The organism is Aquimarina sp. AWH4_224, from assembly GCF_056160245.1.
The window spans coordinates 469,010-485,330 of record NZ_JBSWWU010000003.1 but is presented as its reverse complement, the minus strand read 5'-3'; the positions used below and the strand labels follow the sequence as shown (position 1 = coordinate 485,330).

Below are 16,321 nucleotides of genomic sequence, written 5' to 3'. Positions count from 1 at the left end.
AATTCATGAAATTCATCGATACAATAAAAAATATTTGGAAAATAGAGGAACTAAAGAATAGAATTTTAGTCACTCTAGGCTTACTTTTGGTTTATCGTTTTGGAGCTCAGGTAGTATTGCCTGGTGTAGATGCTGCACAACTTGCAAATCTTAGTACTCAAGCTCAAGATGGGCTATTAGGGTTGTTAAATGCCTTTACAGGTGGTGCATTTGCAAATGCATCAGTATTTGCTTTGGGTATTATGCCTTACATTTCTGCATCCATTGTAGTGCAGTTAATGGGAATCGCGATACCGTATTTACAAAAGCTTCAGAAAGAAGGAGAAAGTGGGCGTAAAAAGATTAATCAAATTACACGTTGGTTAACAATTGCCATTACATTGGTACAGGGACCAGGGTATATTTACAATCTTTTTGCACAACTTCCTGCAGAGGCATTTGTTATTCCAAATCAAACAGTTTTTGTTGTGTCATCGGTAATCATTCTTACTACAGGGTGTATTTTCGCTATGTGGTTAGGAGAGAAGATAACAGACAAGGGTATTGGTAATGGTATTTCATTATTAATTATGGTAGGTATCATTGCTACTTTACCTCAGTCTTTTGTACAGAACTTCTTCTCAAGAGTTTCTGGAGACGGAGGAGGAATGATTATGGTATTGATCGAATTGGTAATCTGGTTTGTTATTATATTGGCTTCAGTGTTATTAGTAATGGCGGTACGACAAGTTCCTGTGCAATATGCTAGAAGAACAGCAAGTGGAGGATACGAGAAAAATGTTTTTGGATCTCGTCAGTACATCCCGCTAAAGTTAAATGCATCTGGAGTAATGCCAATCATTTTTGCGCAGGCGATTATGTTTGTTCCTGGCTTGATAGCTGGAAGTCTTTCAGAGTCTGAGACTGCTCAGGGTATTACTGCTGCTTTTAGTGATATTTTTGGACTATGGTATAACATTGTATTTGCATTGTTGATTATTGTATTTACCTATTTCTATACAGCGATTACAGTGCCAACAAATAAGATGGCAGACGATCTTAAACGTAGTGGTGGATTTATTCCCGGGATTCGACCAGGAAGTGAAACTGCCGAGTACTTGGATAAGATCATGTCTCAAATTACATTGCCTGGTTCTATATTCTTGGCACTTATAGCTATTTTTCCTGCAATAGCAGTAAAATTGCTTAATGTTCAAGCAGGATGGGCGTTGTTCTTTGGAGGTACTTCTTTACTTATTATGGTAGGTGTCGCGATAGATACAATGCAACAGGTAAATTCGTACTTATTGAATAGACATTACGACGGATTGATGAAATCTGGTAAAAACAGAAAAGCAGTAGCATAATGGCAAAACAACCAGCAATAGAACAAGATGGAAGTATCATAGAAGCATTGTCAAATGCAATGTTTCGTGTAGAGCTTGAAAACGGTCATGTAGTAACTGCTCATATCTCTGGAAAGATGCGAATGCACTACATTAAGTTGTTACCTGGAGATAAGGTAAAGCTAGAGATGAGTCCATACGATTTGACAAAAGCTCGTATAACATACAGATACTAATTTTAGAAGATATTGTTATTTAATTTTTTTTCCGTAGTTTTGCACGCTGAAAAAATAAATAAATATCTCTATAGATGATATCCTGTTTTTCAGGAGTATGAAATAAACAATAGAGAAAACCGACAGGATTGAGATTGTTGGTTTTTTAAAAACAATTATCTCAGTTGTCGAAGCATATAATCTGACAGTTGAAAAACTTAAGAAATAACAGATGAAAGTAAGAGCATCATTAAAAAAGAGAAGTGCCGAGTGCAAGATTGTGCGTAGAAAAGGCCGACTTTACGTAATTAATAAAAAGAATCCTAGATTTAAACAAAGACAAGGGTAATTATGGCAAGAATTGCAGGGGTAGATATACCTAAACAAAAGCGAGGAGTTATAGCATTAACCTATATCTTCGGAATCGGTAGAAGTAGAGCTAAAGAAATTTTAGCTACTGCCAAAGTAGATGAAAGTATAAAAGTTTCTGATTGGGATGATGATCAAATTGGTCGTATCCGTGAAGCTGTAGGAGCCTATACCATCGAAGGAGAATTACGTTCAGAAGTTCAGTTGAATATCAAACGTCTTATGGATATAGGATGTTACAGAGGTATTCGTCATAGAGCAGGTTTGCCACTTAGAGGACAACGCACTAAGAACAATTCAAGAACACGTAAAGGAAGAAGAAAAACAGTTGCAAACAAGAAAAAGGCAACTAAATAATAAGTAGTATGGCAAAGTCAACTTCAAAAAAACGTAAAGTAATAGTAGAATCTGTAGGTGAAGCTCACGTTACAGCTTCTTTCAACAATATTATTATTTCGTTGACCAATAAAAAAGGAGATGTAATCTCTTGGTCTTCTGCCGGTAAAATGGGATTCAGAGGATCTAAGAAAAACACGCCTTACGCAGCGCAATTGGCAGCAGAAGATGCAGCAAAAGTAGCTATCGAGGCTGGACTTAAAAAAGTAAAAGTTTACGTAAAAGGCCCAGGTAACGGAAGAGAGTCTGCAATACGTTCTATCCATAATTCAGGTATCGAGGTATCAGAAATTATCGATGTAACGCCAATGCCGCATAATGGTTGTCGTCCTCCTAAAAGACGTAGAGTATAATTTTTCCCCGAGCTTATGCTTGGGTTCTCTTTTTAATTATAACTAAGTAAGTAATCTAATTTGAGGAGAATTGATTATCGAAGGAAAGTGACCTTAATTCATAATCACCTCAATAACTAATTTATTAATAATGGCAAGATATACTGGTCCAAAAACTAAAATCGCTCGTAAATTTGGTGAAGCGATCTTCGGAGACGATAAGTCATTCGAAAAAAGAAATTACCCTCCTGGGCAACACGGAAACAACAGACGTAGAGGAAAGAAAAGTGAATACGCTATCCAGTTAATGGAAAAGCAGAAAGCAAAATACACGTATGGTATTTTAGAGCGTCAATTCCGTAACATGTTCGAAAAAGCAACCCGTGCTCAAGGTATTACGGGTGAGGTATTACTTCAACTTTGTGAATCTCGTCTGGACAATGTAGTGTTTAGAATGGGACTTGCTAACTCTAGAAGAGGTGCAAGACAATTAGTTTCTCACAGACATATCACTGTAAACGGAGAGTTAGTAAACATTCCTTCGTATCAGTTAAAAGCTGGAGATGTTGTTGGAGTAAGAGAAAAATCAAAATCATTAGAAGTAATCCAGAATTCATTGGCTAATAATAGCAAGGTATATGAGTGGATTACTTTCAATAACGATACAAAAGAAGGATCTTTCGTATCAGTTCCGGCAAGAGTTCAAATTCCGGAAAATATCAATGAGCAATTCATCGTCGAATTATACTCTAAGTAATAACGCTAAAGAAGAAACAATAACATGGCAATATTAAATTTTCAGAAGCCCGATAAAGTTATCATGATCGACTCTACAGAGTTCGATGGTAAATTTGAATTTAGACCATTAGAACCTGGGTACGGATTGACAGTTGGTAACGCTTTACGAAGAGTTTTGCTATCTTCTTTAGAGGGATTCGCTATAACTTCTCTTAGAATCGAAGGAGTAGATCACGAGTTCTCAACTATTTCTGGGGTGGTAGAAGATGTTACCGAAATCATCCTAAATCTTAAACAAGTACGTTTCAAGCGTCAGATTGAAGATATAGATAATGAGTCTGTGACTATTTCTATTTCTGGTCAAGAGCAGCTTACTGCTGGAGACTTCCAAAAATTCATTTCAGGATTCCAGGTATTAAACCCAGAATTGGTGATCTGTAATATGGATAAGAAGGTAGCGTTAAACCTTGAAATTACTATTGAAAAAGGTAGAGGTTACGTACCTGCTGAAGAAAATAAAAAAGCTAATGCTCCTATTGGAACGATTTTTACCGATTCTATTTACACTCCGATCAAGAATGTAAAGTATAGTATCGAAAACTATCGTGTAGAGCAAAAGACGGATTACGAAAAATTAGTTTTCGAAATCGTTACTGATGGTTCTATTCATCCAAAGGATGCCTTAACAGAAGCAGCAAAAATATTAATCCATCACTTCATGTTATTCTCTGATGAGCGTATTACATTAGAGGCTGATGAGATTGCACAAACTGAAACATATGATGAAGAATCGCTTCATATGAGACAGTTATTGAAAACAAAACTTATCGACATGGACCTTTCAGTTCGTGCGTTAAACTGTTTGAAAGCTGCAGAAGTAGATACACTAGGAGACTTGGTATCTTACAACAAGAACGATTTAATGAAGTTCCGTAACTTTGGTAAGAAATCTTTAACTGAGCTTGAAGAGCTTGTAAATGTTAAAGGGCTTAACTTTGGAATGGATCTTTCAAAATACAAATTAGATAAAGATTAAGTAATCCATCATATTTTGCTCCTCATAGCGGGTAGAGCAAGATGATGATTAAACAAAAATGTCATGAGACACGGAAAAAAAGTAAATCACCTAGGAAGAAAGACTGCACATCGCAAAGCGATGCTTGCAAACATGGCTTGCTCTTTAATAGAGCACAAAAGAATCAATACGACTGTAGCAAAAGCAAAAGCGCTTAAGCAGTTTATTGAGCCTTTAGTGACTAAGTCTAAAGCAGAAAACAACACTACTACTGTAGAGTCTACTCACAACAGAAGAATTGTTTTTAGCAGACTTAGAAGTAAAGAAGCGGTAGCTGAGTTGTTTGGAGATGTAGCAAGCAAGATAGGTGACAGACCGGGAGGATATACCAGAATTATCAAGTTGGGAAATCGTCTTGGAGATAACGCCGATATGGCAATGATCGAATTAGTAGATTACAACGAGCTATACAATGCTGGTAAACCTGCTAAGAAGAAATCAACAAGAAGAAGTAGAAGAGGAAAAGCAAGTGCACCTGCTGCACCAGCGCCAGAAGTTACTAATTCTGAAGAAGAATAAATGAAGAGTGTGAATAACACATAATAACAAAAGGATAAACGTTTGGCGTTTATCCTTTTTTTTTAAATAATTTTGAAAAAGTTTTCTCAATAGAAATAATTATAAATAATGAAATATCAATCTCGAAAAAAAGCAATTCTTTTATTAGCAGATGGCACCATTTTTTACGGCAAAGCTGTAGGGAGAGAAGGGACTGCATTTGGTGAAGTATGTTTTAACACCGGTACGACTGGATATCAAGAAATCTTTACAGATCCTTCGTACTATGGTCAGCTTATGGTAACTACCAATGCACATATTGGTAATTATGGGACTAATGATCAGGAAATAGAATCTGATTCTATTAAAATTGCTGGACTGATTGTAAAGAATTTTAGTTATGAATATTCCAGAGTTAAAGCAGACAGATCTTTACAGGAATTTTTGGAGCAACATAATTTATTGGCGATTTCTGATGTAGATACCAGAGCATTGGTGAGCTATATCAGAGATAATGGTGCCATGAACGCTGTTATTTCTACGGAGACAGAGGATATAGATAAATTAAAGAAAGAACTAGCTGCAGTTCCTGATATGAACGGATTGGAATTAGCATCTCAAGTATCTACCAAAGAACCATATTTCTATGGAGATCCTAATGCCACCTACAAAATTTCGGCGCTGGATATCGGGATTAAGAAAAATATACTACGTAACCTAGCACAAAGAGATGCGTATATCAAAGTGTTTCCTTACAACGCATCTTTTGACGAGATGAATGAATGGGGACCGGATGGATTCTTTTTATCTAACGGGCCTGGGGATCCACAGCCTTTAAAGGAAGCGATTGCCACAGCAAAAGAGATTATTGAAAGAGATTTACCATTATTCGGGATATGTTTAGGGCATCAGGTGATTGCTTTGGCCAATGGTATTGGTACGTACAAAATGCATCATGGACATAGAGGGATTAATCACCCAGTTAAAAATTTGGTAACAGGTAAAGGAGAAATTACTTCTCAAAATCATGGGTTTGTAGTAAGTAAAGAAGATACCGAAAAACATCCAGATATCGAGATGACTCATATCCATCTTAATGATGATACGGTAATGGGAATTAAACTGAAGAATAAAAACTGTTTTTCGGTTCAATATCACCCAGAAGCCAGTCCTGGACCAAATGACTCTGTATACTTATTCGACGAGTTTATAGAAAATATCAAAAAGGCAAAATTGGCTGTATAAATCAATATAAATATTGAATCGTATACTACCGGTTTTGATAATGTCTTAACCTACAACGTTATAGTTGATAACTTCGTTAACGTATTGCGTTTTTGGTAGGAAATTAGCACTTTTTTAAAGGGGTCAGAACATACCGGTTTTGTATATTGCGAAGAATTAAAATTATCCAACAAAATAAATAAAACAATGAGTGTAATTATTAATATTCACGCTAGACAAATTCTTGATTCTCGTGGTAATCCAACAGTTGAAGTTGATGTGATTACCGAAAATGGTGTATTAGGAAGAGCAGCTGTTCCTTCGGGAGCATCTACAGGAGAACATGAGGCAGTAGAGTTAAGAGATGGAGGTGATAATTATATGGGGAAAGGAGTACTTAAAGCTGTAGAAAATGTAAATACAGTAATCGCTGAAGAATTATTAGGGTACTCGGTGTTTGATCAAAACTTGTTAGACCAGAGGATGATCGAACTTGATGGGACTCCAAATAAATCAAAGCTGGGTGCAAATGCCATTTTAGGAGTTTCTTTGGCTGCTGCAAAGGCTGCTGCCAATGAGTTAAATATTCCATTATATCGATATGTAGGAGGAGTTAGTGCCAATACACTACCTGTTCCAATGATGAATATTATCAATGGAGGTTCTCATAGTGATGCTCCAATAGCTTTTCAAGAGTTTATGGTAATGCCGGTAAAAGCTAAAAATTTTACTGAAGCGATGCAGATGGGAACCGAGATTTTCCATAATCTGAAAAAAGTACTACACGATAGAGGTTTGAGTACAGCCGTTGGAGATGAAGGAGGATTTGCTCCTACATTAGACGGAACAGAAGATGCTCTAGATTCTATCAAACTAGCCGTAGAAAAAGCAGGATACAAGTTTGGAGATGAAATCATGATCGCTTTGGATTGTGCTTCTGCAGAATTCTATGTGGATGGAAAGTATGATTACACCAAATTTGAAGGAGATACAGGAGTAGTTCGTTCTAGTGAAGAACAGGCAGATTACCTTGCTGAATTAGCTTCAAAATATCCTATTATTTCTATCGAAGATGGTATGGATGAAAATGACTGGGAAGGATGGAAATATCTTACTGACAAAGTAGGGGATAAAGTACAATTAGTAGGTGATGATTTGTTTGTAACCAATGTAGAGCGATTATCCCGAGGAATTGAAAATAATACTGCAAATTCAATTTTGATCAAGGTAAATCAAATAGGAACACTTACAGAGACTATTGCAGCTGTAAATATGGCACATAATGCAGGGTATACTTCAGTAATGTCTCACCGTTCTGGGGAAACAGAAGATAATACCATTGCAGATTTGGCTGTAGCCTTAAATACAGGACAGATCAAAACAGGATCAGCCTCTAGAAGTGATAGAATGGCAAAATACAATCAACTACTTCGTATAGAAGAAGAGTTAGGAAGTGTGGCCTACTATCCGAGAGAAAAAGCTTTTAAAGTTAAACGCTAGATTAATCTTTATGCTAAAAAAAAGGACTATTTTTTGAATAGTCCTTTTTTTATTGCGAATAATTTTGAAAATAGTTTGTAAGGGTAAAAATCATGTAACGATTAATAACATATTAACACTATATTTCGTAATTTAGCAGCCCTTAATGTAATAGCAAAATTCTAAATAATCATATGTCAAAAATAGCTACGTTAGAAATCGACGGTAATAAATATGAGTTCCCAATTATTAAAGGAACGGAGAATGAATTAGGAATAGATATCAAGGCACTCAGAGGAGCAACAGGAGGAGTAACAACGATTGACCCTGGATATAAAAATACAGGTAGTTGCGAGAGTGCAATCACCTTCCTGGATGGAGAAAAAGGAATCTTACGCTACCGAGGATATTCTATCGAAGAACTTGCTGAAAAAGCAGACTTTCTTGAAGTAGCTTATTTGTTGATTTTTGGAGAACTTCCAACAGCAGCTCAATTAGAAAAATTTGATAAGGATATCAAAGAAGAATCTCATGTGGATGAAGACATGAAGAAAATTCTAGATGGATTTCCTAAAAGCGCTCACCCAATGGGAGTATTGTCTTCTTTGACAAGTGCTTTGATTGCATTTAATCCTGGATCTGTTGATGTGGATTCTGAAGAAGAGATGTATGGCGCGATTGTTAAGATCTTAGCAAAATTTCCAGTGCTTGCCGCTTGGACAATGAGAAAAAGAAAAAGCCTTCCTCTAGATTATGGAGATAATTCTTTGGGGTACGTAGAAAATTTACATAAAATGATGTTTGCTAGACCTAACCAGGCGTATGAAGCAAATAAAATTGTAAATGACGCTTTGGATAAGCTGTTGATCTTACATGCTGATCATGAGCAAAACTGTTCTACTTCTACGGTAAGAATTGTAGGATCATCTCATGCTGGATTATTTGCTTCTTTATCTGCAGGTATTTCTGCATTGTGGGGACCACTTCACGGTGGAGCCAACCAGGCAGTTATCGAAATGTTAGAAGCGATCAAAGCAGATGGTGGTGATACTGCAAAATATATTGCGAAAGCTAAAGATAAAAATGATCCATTCCGTTTGATGGGATTTGGTCATAGAGTATATAAAAACTTCGATCCTCGTGCAAAGATCATTAAAAAGTCTGCAGAAGAAGTATTAGGAGATCTAGGAATCGAAGATCCTGTATTAGACATAGCAAAAGGATTGGCAGACGTAGCATTGAAAGATGAATATTTTGTACAAAGAAAGTTATATCCTAATGTTGATTTTTATTCAGGAATCATTTATAGAGCATTGGGTATACCTACCGAAATGTTTACAGTAATGTTTGCTTTAGGAAGACTACCGGGATGGATTGCTCAATGGAGAGAAATGAGACTTCGTAAAGAACCAATCGGAAGACCTAGACAAATATATATCGGAGAGAATCACAGAGCTTTTAAAGCGGTTTCTGAAAGATAATAAGGAAAATCACAACATAATATTTTTAAAAAGGCGCTGAATAATTCAGCGCCTTTTTTGTTTATTGTAAAGCTTAGAAAAGCCTCCATGAAAAATCATAGCAATTTGAAGGTTACTTTTTCATACAAAATCAGCGTCATAAAATTGTCTATTTATATATTTGCGTAACTACTCAAACATTTACACTTAAAAACTAACATTGTTGAAATTAAATATACAAAACGAGACATCACGACTTCGTGCAGTGGTATTAGGAACTGCAACAAGCAACGGTCCAGTACCTAAAATTGAAGATGCTTACGATCCGAAGTCTATAGAACACATCAAAGCAGGAACCTATCCTAAGGAATCAGATATGGTCTTGGAGATGGAAGCAGTGGCCAAAGTGCTGAAGAAGTATGAAGTGAAAGTATACCGACCAGAAATTATCAAGGATTACAACCAAATTTTTGCAAGGGATATCGCTTTGGTTATCGAAGATAAGTTCATTAAGTCTAATATTTTACCAGATAGAGAAAAGGAAATAAAAGCTATTGAACATGTAATAGCAGAAATTGATCCCAACAAAGTATTCAAAGCACCGTCAGAAGATATTCACTTTGAAGGGGGAGATATTATGGCGCATAATGACTATATCTTTATCGGCACGTACCTAGGAGAAGATTATCCCGATTGTATTGTTGCTCGTACAAACATGAAAGGAGTAGAGTACATTGCCTCTCTTTTTCCAGATAAAAAGGTAAAGGCTTTTGATTTGAATAAATCGATGCAAGATCCCAAAGATAATGCGTTACATTTGGATTGTTGTTTTCAGCCTGTAGGTCATAATAAAGCGATCATACACAAAGAAGGGTTTCGAGATCCTTTGGATTATGAGTTTTTATTAGATTTTTACGGTAAAGACAATCTCTTTCATATAGATAAAACAGAGATGTACTACATGAATTCTAACATCTTTTCTATTGCCGAAGATGTAGTGATTTCTGAAAAAAACTTTACGAGATTGAATGCCTGGCTAAGAAAACAAAATATTACTGTAGAAGAAGTGCCTTATGCTGAAATAGCAAAGCAGGAAGGACTTTTACGTTGTTCTACAATGCCATTAATTAGAGACTAAGCGAATTATAATTAAAAATTTTTGAAAGTGTAGTAATACACTATGATTTTTGATATGAAACAAGTAACAAACACAATTGTAATGATTCGTCCTGTACAATTTAGGATGAACGAGCAAACTGCGGTAAATAATTATTATCAAGAAGATGCTGGAGTAGCCAAAGAAGATGCAAACTCAAAAGCTCAACAAGAATTTGATGGGTTTGTAGGGAAATTGAAAGAAGTAGGAGTTCGTGTAATTGTAATTGATGATGATCCCAAAAATGATACTCCGGATTCTATTTTTCCTAATAACTGGGTGTCCTTTCATGAAAATGGGGACATCGGTTTATATCCAATGTTTGCGGTAAACAGAAGAAGAGAACGAAGACCAGAGATTCTTGACGAGATTGAAGCTTCAGGGTTCGAAATAAAAAATGTAGTAGACTACACCAGTGCCGAAGAAGAAGAGGTTTTTCTTGAAGGAACAGGAAGCTTGGTTTTGGATCGTGTACACAGAAAAGCATATTGCGCACTCTCTCCCAGAGCCGATGAAAGCTTGTTTATTGAGTTTTGTGAAGATTTTGAGTATACACCAGTAGTTTTTACAGCTTATCAAACCGTAGATGGAAAGAGATTGCCTATCTATCATACCAATGTAATGATGGGAGTAGGGGAAACCTTTGCAGTGGTATGTCTGGAGTGTATTGATGATAAAAAGGAACGAAAAAACCTGATCAATCATTTAAAAGAAACAGACAAAGAAATTATTGCAATCACGGAAGAACAGGTTAATAATTTTGCGGGTAATATGCTTCAAGTTGTAGGTTCCGATGAGAAACGTTATCTTGTAATGTCATCTGCGGCGTATAATAGTCTAACTGAATCTCAAATCGAGAGTATCAAAAAACATTGCGAAATTCTTCATAGTGATTTGAATATGATCGAAACTCTTGGAGGAGGAAGTGCAAGATGTATGATGGCAGAGGTATTTCTACCTGCCAAATGATAAGAATATGCTTTCAAAGAAAACAAAATACGGATTAAAAGCGCTTACCTATATCGCTAGGAAGAAATGTGATCATCCTGTGCAAATTTCAGAGATCGCTCAAAGTGAAAATATTTCTCAAAAGTTTTTAGAAAGTATATTGTTAACTCTCAGAAAGAATGGATTTTTGGGATCCAAAAAAGGAAAAGGTGGAGGCTATTATTTGATCAAAGAACCAAAAGAAATCATAATGGCCTCTATTATTAGGGTTTTGGAAGGCCCAATTGCAATGTTACCTTGTGTAAGCCTTAACTTCTATGAAAAGTGTGATGATTGTCCGGATGAGGATGCTTGTGCGGTACACAGCCTTATGATAGAAGTGAGAGATAATACCCTAAAAGTTTTAGAAAACAAAACTTTAGAAGATTATACCAAATAGGAAGTTATTTGTTGGTTATTCTTTTGTATTTGAAAGGACCTTTTATTTTTCCCCATACTTGTTTTCCTTCTGTATTATACCCTCTGTTCCAAATAGATATCTTATCCCTACTTACTACAAAATCAGAAGTAATATAATCTACATGTTTGATACTACTAGAACAGGTTTTTTTATTGGTTTTTCCAGAATATATGGTAGAAGTGTTTTTAACAAAATAAACTTGACACCCTTCTCTAACTTCCAGACTGTCTAAGGTTAATTTATTCAGAAGCTTAACATGTTTCCAACTTGAGTTGTAATCTTTAGCATTTAGGATTTTATAACTTGTGCTTTGAAATCGCAAGGAGTCTACTCGCTCGTAGTGCAAGATCCGTTGGCCGTAAACTCTATTTTCGTCTTTAGCATCGAAAAGTTCACTGTATACCCAGTGCCCAGGGCGATCTTTCCATATCTTGATGTTTACTAACCTAAGAAACGGATAACTCGAATCATCTTGAGCTTGTTCTTCGTTAGAAAACTCTCCTACCATCAATGATACCAGATCATTTAATTCTGGGTCACTAACCGCTTTGGAGCTACATCCAAAGGTTAAAATTAGTGAACAAAGAAGAAGGAGAATTTGCTTCATGCAGTTTTTGATAAATATATGAAAAAAATTAAGAAAAATGCAATTAATCGATAAAATCATGCATTTTATCCTAGTAATTTAGGAGTTAGATGCTATTTTACGAATCATTCCACCAAAAATAAAGTAGTGAAAAGGAATCATGAGATACCAGTACAAACGCCCCCATATCCCTTTGGGTCTAAATGTGGCTGTTTGATGTAAAATATTATTTTGATCGATATCAAATTCTAACCAAGCTTCACCTGGGACTCTCATTTCGGCAAATAACAATAATCGCTTATTTTTTTTGTCGGCAACCAGAACACGCCAAAAATCCAATGCATCTCCAGAAAATATATCATCGGGATGTGTTCTTCCTCTTCGTAAACCAACTCCCCCAAAGAATTTATCGATATGTCCTCGTATTTTCCACATCCAATTTCCATAATACCAGCCGGTTTCGCCACCAATAGCCCAAATACGTTCTAAGGTGTTTTCAATATTGGTCAACTCTATTTTTTTAATGTCTTTAAAACATCCTCTTTTAGGAACCCTAACATATTTCTGAATACTACGATTAAAACGACCACTGATCATAGAATCTTTCCAGCTAGAAACCACCTGATTCTGTTCGATTTTAATAAATGCAAGTTCCAAAGCTCTTTCATAAGTCATAGGATGAATATTCAAGAGCTCATTCAAACGCTTATCGTTGGCAATAACTGGGATTTTCATGCTATCCACCAGATTCAATGCAAGCTTAAATGAGGTCGAAGTCACAAAATATAACCAGTACGAAGATAGCCTTGGCGTCATTACAGGAAGCGTGAATATAAAGAGTTTAATTCCTCTTACTCTGGCATACCGATATAGCATTTCTTTATAAGTGAGGATATCAGGACCACTGATATCGAATGATTGATTGTAGCACTTTTCATTAAGTAATACTCCCGTCATAAATTTCAGGACATCTCTAATCGCAATCGGCTGAGTTTTGGTGTTTACCCATTTAGGAGTCACCATAATCGGCAGTTTTTCGCATAAGTCTCTAATAATTTCAAATGAGGAGCTTCCTGACCCTACGATGATTCCTGATCGTAATACGGTTAAATTATAATTCCCCTTATACAAAGTCTCTTCAACATTTTTACGAGACCATAAATGCCTTGATAAGTTTTTTTCATTAACAATCCCACTAAGATAGATGACCTGTTTAATATTGGTATCAGCAAGATAGGTGTTGAAATTTTTTGCAGAGATTTCCTCTTTGGTATCAAAATCCTTGGTCGAGGAGCTCATAGAATGTATTAGATAATATGCTACATCTATGTTTTTTGGTAATTTAGAAGGTTCTGGAGTATTTAAAAAGTCAATTTCAACAATTTCAACTTTCTTTTTGGTTTCTTGATCAATGGCCAACCTGTTTTTATCCCTCACACAACATATTACATCATGTCCAGCATCTAATAAAAGAGGCAACAATCGCATACCAATGTATCCATTAGTACCTGTAAGAAGAATTCGCATTTTTTTCTGATTAAGTTACAAAGAATTTGAATGAGATAAAATTTATATCATGAAGTTGTCTCAACTTTTTTGGAAAAGTAAAACGCCCAAACCTATGCTTGGGCGTTTTAGATGACCACATAAAGAGTTTCTTAAGTATTAATGAAAATAACAACCTTTTAGTAAAAGCGAATCGGTATATCCTCCTCCTTTTATTGTATTTAATTTCTTTTTGTCTAAAGAGGTAATCACTTTTTTGTCAAATTTTAGTTTTTTAGGTTTTAATTGTTTCATTTTGTGTGTGTATATTTTTGCCTATTCTATTAATGGATTTTTGATTTACTCCGAACAAGCCTTATTACTTTCGACCTCTACTAAGTTAGATCTAGCATTTGTACACCACAAATAGTTGTCCCTCATATTTATAAATTTGGGGAAGGGTAATTGTTTGATTTTGTGTGCTTCATGATCGTCGTATGGTCTTAGGTTTTATGAAAAAGACGGTTATTCTAATTTCAAAAAGAATAGGGAGAGAGTGGGATGTACTCGTTAAGTTTTCAGAATAAAATATGTACGGCTACACGATGTTTCTTTTTATTACGTAACGGATGAAATACAGTGTGAAATCGGATAGTGTACCTTTATAATTTCTCTTATCTTTGCAGCCTAATTTTTAGACGATGAGCTTACAACATATCATTTCCGAGAAGGTAAAAGGAGGTATACAAACACTATTTGATGCACAACTTGAAACTGTAGAGTTACAGGCTACCAGAAAAGAGTTTGAAGGCGATATTACTGTAGTGGTGTTTCCTATGCTTAGAGTTGTAAAAGGAAATCCTGTGCAAATCGGTGAAGCTTTGGGTAAGTTTTTGAAAGAAAATGTAGATGAAGTAAATGATTTTAATGTGGTAAAGGGATTTCTGAATCTTGTGATTTCCGATCAGTACTATCTTTCATTTTTTAATACGATTAAAGATGAAGATAAGTATGGCTTTCAAACACCTTCGAATGAGGAAAGATCGGTTATGGTAGAGTATTCGTCTCCTAATACCAATAAGCCACTCCATTTGGGGCATATTCGAAATATACTTCTAGGATATTCGGTATCGCAAATTATTAAAGCTAGCGGTAAAAAAGTGTATAAGACCCAAATCATTAATGACAGAGGGATTCATATTTGTAAATCGATGTTGGCCTGGAAGAAATTTGGGAATGATGAAACACCCCAATCTTCTGGACTTAAAGGGGATAAATTGGTAGGGAATTACTATGTAAAGTTTGATCAAGAATATAAAAAACAAATCGCAGCTTTAATTGAACAGGGGACACCAGAAGAAGAAGCGAAAAAGGAAGCGCCATTTTTAAAAGAAGCACAAGAAATGCTTCGCAAATGGGAAGCTGGAGATCCAGAAGTGGTGGAGCTATGGAAAACGATGAATGGATGGGTGTATGATGGATTTGATCAAACCTACAAAGCATTGGGAGTAGATTTTGATAGCTATTATTACGAAAGTAACACCTATTTGTTAGGAAAAGATAATATTGAAGAAGGTTTGGCAAACGGAGTATTCTTTAAAAAGGAAGATGGATCCGTATGGTGTGATCTTACTGAAGAGGGGCTGGACGAAAAATTAGTTTTACGAAGCGACGGTACGGCAGTATATATGACTCAGGATATTGGTACAGCGATTCAAAGAGCCAAAGATAAACCTGATGTTGGGGGAATGATTTACACGGTGGGTAATGAGCAGGATTATCATTTCAAAGTGTTGTTCTTGATTCTTAAGAAGTTGGGCTATGATTGGGCAGAAAATTTACACCACCTCAGTTATGGAATGGTGGATCTTCCTAGTGGTAAAATGAAAAGTAGAGAAGGAACAGTAGTAGATGCAGACGATCTGATCCATGAGATGGCGCAGACAGCCGAAGAAATTTCTGAAGATCTGGGTAAACTTGACGGTTACACAGAAGAAGAAAAGAAACAAGTCTATAACACGATTGGATTAGGGGCACTAAAATATTATATCCTGAAAGTGGACCCTAAAAAACGAATTCTTTTTAATCCAGAAGAATCTGTAGATTTCCAAGGAAATACGGGGCCATTTATTCAATATACATACGCTAGAATACAAGCAATTTTACGCAAGGCAGATTTTGAGTTTGATCAGGAAATTAAAGGGGTAACTATTCACGAAAAAGAAAAGGAGGTCCTGAAACAGCTTGAGCTATTTCCAGGGGTGATTCAAACCGCAGCCAACGAGCTAAGTCCGGCATTAATTGCTAACTATACCTATGATCTGGTGAAAAGTTATAACTCCTTCTTTCAGAATGTATCCATCTTTGGAGCGGATCTGGAAGAAGAGAAAAAATTTAGAGTACAACTCTCTAGCATGGTAGGCAGCGTGATTAAATCGTCTTTTGGGCTTTTAGGGATCAATGTTCCTGAAAGAATGTAATTGTTGTTAATAACTTCTTAAATATCGTATTATTTTGATTTTCAGTAGAGTTATTATGCAATATATCGACTTTTTTACCGTTTTATCTGTTTTCT

18 protein-coding genes are annotated in these 16,321 nt (G+C 35.8%); 15 read left to right on the top strand and 3 right to left on the bottom strand.

Annotated features, from left to right (window positions below):
- Positions 1 to 5 precede the first annotated feature (5 nt).
- The 14 genes from secY to ACXAGJ_RS08215 all read left to right on the top strand — a co-directional run bounded on the left by secY (position 6) and on the right by ACXAGJ_RS08215 (position 11,654).
- Complete coding sequence (gene secY, locus ACXAGJ_RS08280; RefSeq protein ID WP_474838822.1) at positions 6 to 1,346, top strand: preprotein translocase subunit SecY; 1,341 nt, start codon at positions 6 to 8, stop codon at positions 1,344 to 1,346.
- Complete coding sequence (infA, locus tag ACXAGJ_RS08275) at positions 1,346 to 1,561, top strand: translation initiation factor IF-1 (protein WP_008613577.1); 216 nt, start codon at positions 1,346 to 1,348, stop codon at positions 1,559 to 1,561. The genes secY and infA overlap by 1 nt, the downstream gene beginning before the upstream one ends.
- Before the next feature lie 211 nt (positions 1,562 to 1,772).
- Positions 1,773 to 1,889, top strand: coding sequence for a type B 50S ribosomal protein L36 (ykgO, locus tag ACXAGJ_RS08270; RefSeq protein ID WP_073316873.1), 117 nt, complete (start codon positions 1,773 to 1,775; stop codon positions 1,887 to 1,889).
- Positions 1,890 to 1,891: 2 nt separating this feature from the next.
- Complete coding sequence (gene rpsM / locus ACXAGJ_RS08265) at positions 1,892 to 2,266, top strand: 30S ribosomal protein S13 (protein ID WP_073316874.1); 375 nt, start codon at positions 1,892 to 1,894, stop codon at positions 2,264 to 2,266.
- An 8-nt stretch (positions 2,267 to 2,274) separates the two neighbouring features.
- Positions 2,275 to 2,658, top strand: a complete 384-nt coding sequence (gene rpsK / locus ACXAGJ_RS08260) for a 30S ribosomal protein S11 (RefSeq protein WP_073316875.1) — start codon at positions 2,275 to 2,277, stop codon at positions 2,656 to 2,658.
- A gap of 130 nt (positions 2,659 to 2,788) precedes the next feature.
- Complete coding sequence (gene rpsD, locus ACXAGJ_RS08255) at positions 2,789 to 3,394, top strand: 30S ribosomal protein S4 (RefSeq protein ID WP_073316887.1); 606 nt, start codon at positions 2,789 to 2,791, stop codon at positions 3,392 to 3,394.
- A gap of 24 nt (positions 3,395 to 3,418) precedes the next feature.
- Entirely contained in the window at positions 3,419 to 4,411 is a 993-nt protein-coding gene (locus ACXAGJ_RS08250) for a DNA-directed RNA polymerase subunit alpha (RefSeq protein ID WP_073316888.1), read from the top strand.
- Positions 4,412 to 4,474: 63 nt separating this feature from the next.
- Positions 4,475 to 4,969, top strand: coding sequence for a 50S ribosomal protein L17 (gene rplQ / locus ACXAGJ_RS08245; protein ID WP_073316890.1), 495 nt, complete (start codon positions 4,475 to 4,477; stop codon positions 4,967 to 4,969).
- A 108-nt stretch (positions 4,970 to 5,077) separates the two neighbouring features.
- On the top strand, positions 5,078 to 6,193 hold the full coding sequence (carA, locus tag ACXAGJ_RS08240; protein ID WP_474838817.1) for a glutamine-hydrolyzing carbamoyl-phosphate synthase small subunit: 1,116 nt from the start codon (positions 5,078 to 5,080) through the stop codon (positions 6,191 to 6,193).
- Between the two features lie 186 nt (positions 6,194 to 6,379).
- Entirely contained in the window at positions 6,380 to 7,672 is a 1,293-nt protein-coding gene (eno, locus tag ACXAGJ_RS08235; RefSeq protein WP_474838815.1) for a phosphopyruvate hydratase, read from the top strand.
- A gap of 173 nt (positions 7,673 to 7,845) precedes the next feature.
- Positions 7,846 to 9,132 carry a citrate synthase gene (locus ACXAGJ_RS08230; protein ID WP_474838813.1) on the top strand — a complete coding sequence of 429 codons (1,287 nt, stop codon included), beginning with the start codon at positions 7,846 to 7,848 and terminating at the stop codon, positions 9,130 to 9,132.
- A 199-nt stretch (positions 9,133 to 9,331) separates the two neighbouring features.
- Entirely contained in the window at positions 9,332 to 10,249 is a 918-nt protein-coding gene (locus tag ACXAGJ_RS08225) for a dimethylarginine dimethylaminohydrolase family protein (protein WP_474838811.1), read from the top strand.
- Between the two features lie 54 nt (positions 10,250 to 10,303).
- Positions 10,304 to 11,236: a citrulline utilization hydrolase CtlX gene (gene ctlX / locus ACXAGJ_RS08220; protein ID WP_474838809.1), complete on the top strand. Its 933-nt coding sequence runs from the start codon at positions 10,304 to 10,306 to the stop codon at positions 11,234 to 11,236.
- Positions 11,237 to 11,243: 7 nt separating this feature from the next.
- The gene (locus ACXAGJ_RS08215) at positions 11,244 to 11,654 is read left to right on the top strand and encodes an RrF2 family transcriptional regulator (RefSeq protein WP_073316900.1); all 411 of its coding nucleotides are present in this window, start codon (positions 11,244 to 11,246) and stop codon (positions 11,652 to 11,654) included.
- 4 nt (positions 11,655 to 11,658) lie between these two features.
- On the opposite strand, the gene ACXAGJ_RS08210 is transcribed toward ACXAGJ_RS08215, so the two are convergent.
- The 3 genes from ACXAGJ_RS08210 to ACXAGJ_RS08200 all read right to left on the bottom strand — a co-directional run bounded on the left by ACXAGJ_RS08210 (position 11,659) and on the right by ACXAGJ_RS08200 (position 14,061).
- Positions 11,659 to 12,282, bottom strand: a complete 624-nt coding sequence (locus tag ACXAGJ_RS08210; RefSeq protein ID WP_474838807.1) for a chromophore lyase CpcT/CpeT — start codon at positions 12,280 to 12,282, stop codon at positions 11,659 to 11,661.
- Between the two features lie 78 nt (positions 12,283 to 12,360).
- Positions 12,361 to 13,788: an SDR family oxidoreductase gene (locus ACXAGJ_RS08205; protein WP_474838805.1), complete on the bottom strand. Its 1,428-nt coding sequence runs from the start codon at positions 13,786 to 13,788 to the stop codon at positions 12,361 to 12,363.
- 138 nt (positions 13,789 to 13,926) lie between these two features.
- Positions 13,927 to 14,061, bottom strand: coding sequence for a hypothetical protein (locus ACXAGJ_RS08200; protein WP_280174035.1), 135 nt, complete (start codon positions 14,059 to 14,061; stop codon positions 13,927 to 13,929).
- A gap of 386 nt (positions 14,062 to 14,447) precedes the next feature.
- On the opposite strand from ACXAGJ_RS08200, the gene argS reads away from it, so the two are divergent.
- The gene (argS, locus tag ACXAGJ_RS08195) at positions 14,448 to 16,226 is read left to right on the top strand and encodes an arginine--tRNA ligase (RefSeq protein WP_474838803.1); all 1,779 of its coding nucleotides are present in this window, start codon (positions 14,448 to 14,450) and stop codon (positions 16,224 to 16,226) included.
- Positions 16,227 to 16,321 lie beyond the last annotated feature (95 nt).

Coding starts and splice junctions, on each gene's coding strand:
- secY (WP_474838822.1), top strand. CDS start 6: ATGAAATTCATCGATACAATAAAAAATATTTGGAAAATAGAGGAACTA.
- rpsD (WP_073316887.1), top strand. CDS start 2,789: ATGGCAAGATATACTGGTCCAAAAACTAAAATCGCTCGTAAATTTGGT.
- ACXAGJ_RS08215 (WP_073316900.1), top strand. CDS start 11,244: ATGCTTTCAAAGAAAACAAAATACGGATTAAAAGCGCTTACCTATATC.
- eno (WP_474838815.1), top strand. CDS start 6,380: ATGAGTGTAATTATTAATATTCACGCTAGACAAATTCTTGATTCTCGT.
- rplQ (WP_073316890.1), top strand. CDS start 4,475: ATGAGACACGGAAAAAAAGTAAATCACCTAGGAAGAAAGACTGCACAT.
- ctlX (WP_474838809.1), top strand. CDS start 10,304: ATGAAACAAGTAACAAACACAATTGTAATGATTCGTCCTGTACAATTT.
- rpsK (WP_073316875.1), top strand. CDS start 2,275: ATGGCAAAGTCAACTTCAAAAAAACGTAAAGTAATAGTAGAATCTGTA.
- ykgO (WP_073316873.1), top strand. CDS start 1,773: ATGAAAGTAAGAGCATCATTAAAAAAGAGAAGTGCCGAGTGCAAGATT.
- ACXAGJ_RS08230 (WP_474838813.1), top strand. CDS start 7,846: ATGTCAAAAATAGCTACGTTAGAAATCGACGGTAATAAATATGAGTTC.
- infA (WP_008613577.1), top strand. CDS start 1,346: ATGGCAAAACAACCAGCAATAGAACAAGATGGAAGTATCATAGAAGCA.
- argS (WP_474838803.1), top strand. CDS start 14,448: ATGAGCTTACAACATATCATTTCCGAGAAGGTAAAAGGAGGTATACAA.
- ACXAGJ_RS08205 (WP_474838805.1), bottom strand. CDS start 13,788: ATGCGAATTCTTCTTACAGGTACTAATGGATACATTGGTATGCGATTG.
- ACXAGJ_RS08200 (WP_280174035.1), bottom strand. CDS start 14,061: ATGAAACAATTAAAACCTAAAAAACTAAAATTTGACAAAAAAGTGATT.
- rpsM (WP_073316874.1), top strand. CDS start 1,892: ATGGCAAGAATTGCAGGGGTAGATATACCTAAACAAAAGCGAGGAGTT.
- ACXAGJ_RS08250 (WP_073316888.1), top strand. CDS start 3,419: ATGGCAATATTAAATTTTCAGAAGCCCGATAAAGTTATCATGATCGAC.
- ACXAGJ_RS08210 (WP_474838807.1), bottom strand. CDS start 12,282: ATGAAGCAAATTCTCCTTCTTCTTTGTTCACTAATTTTAACCTTTGGA.
- carA (WP_474838817.1), top strand. CDS start 5,078: ATGAAATATCAATCTCGAAAAAAAGCAATTCTTTTATTAGCAGATGGC.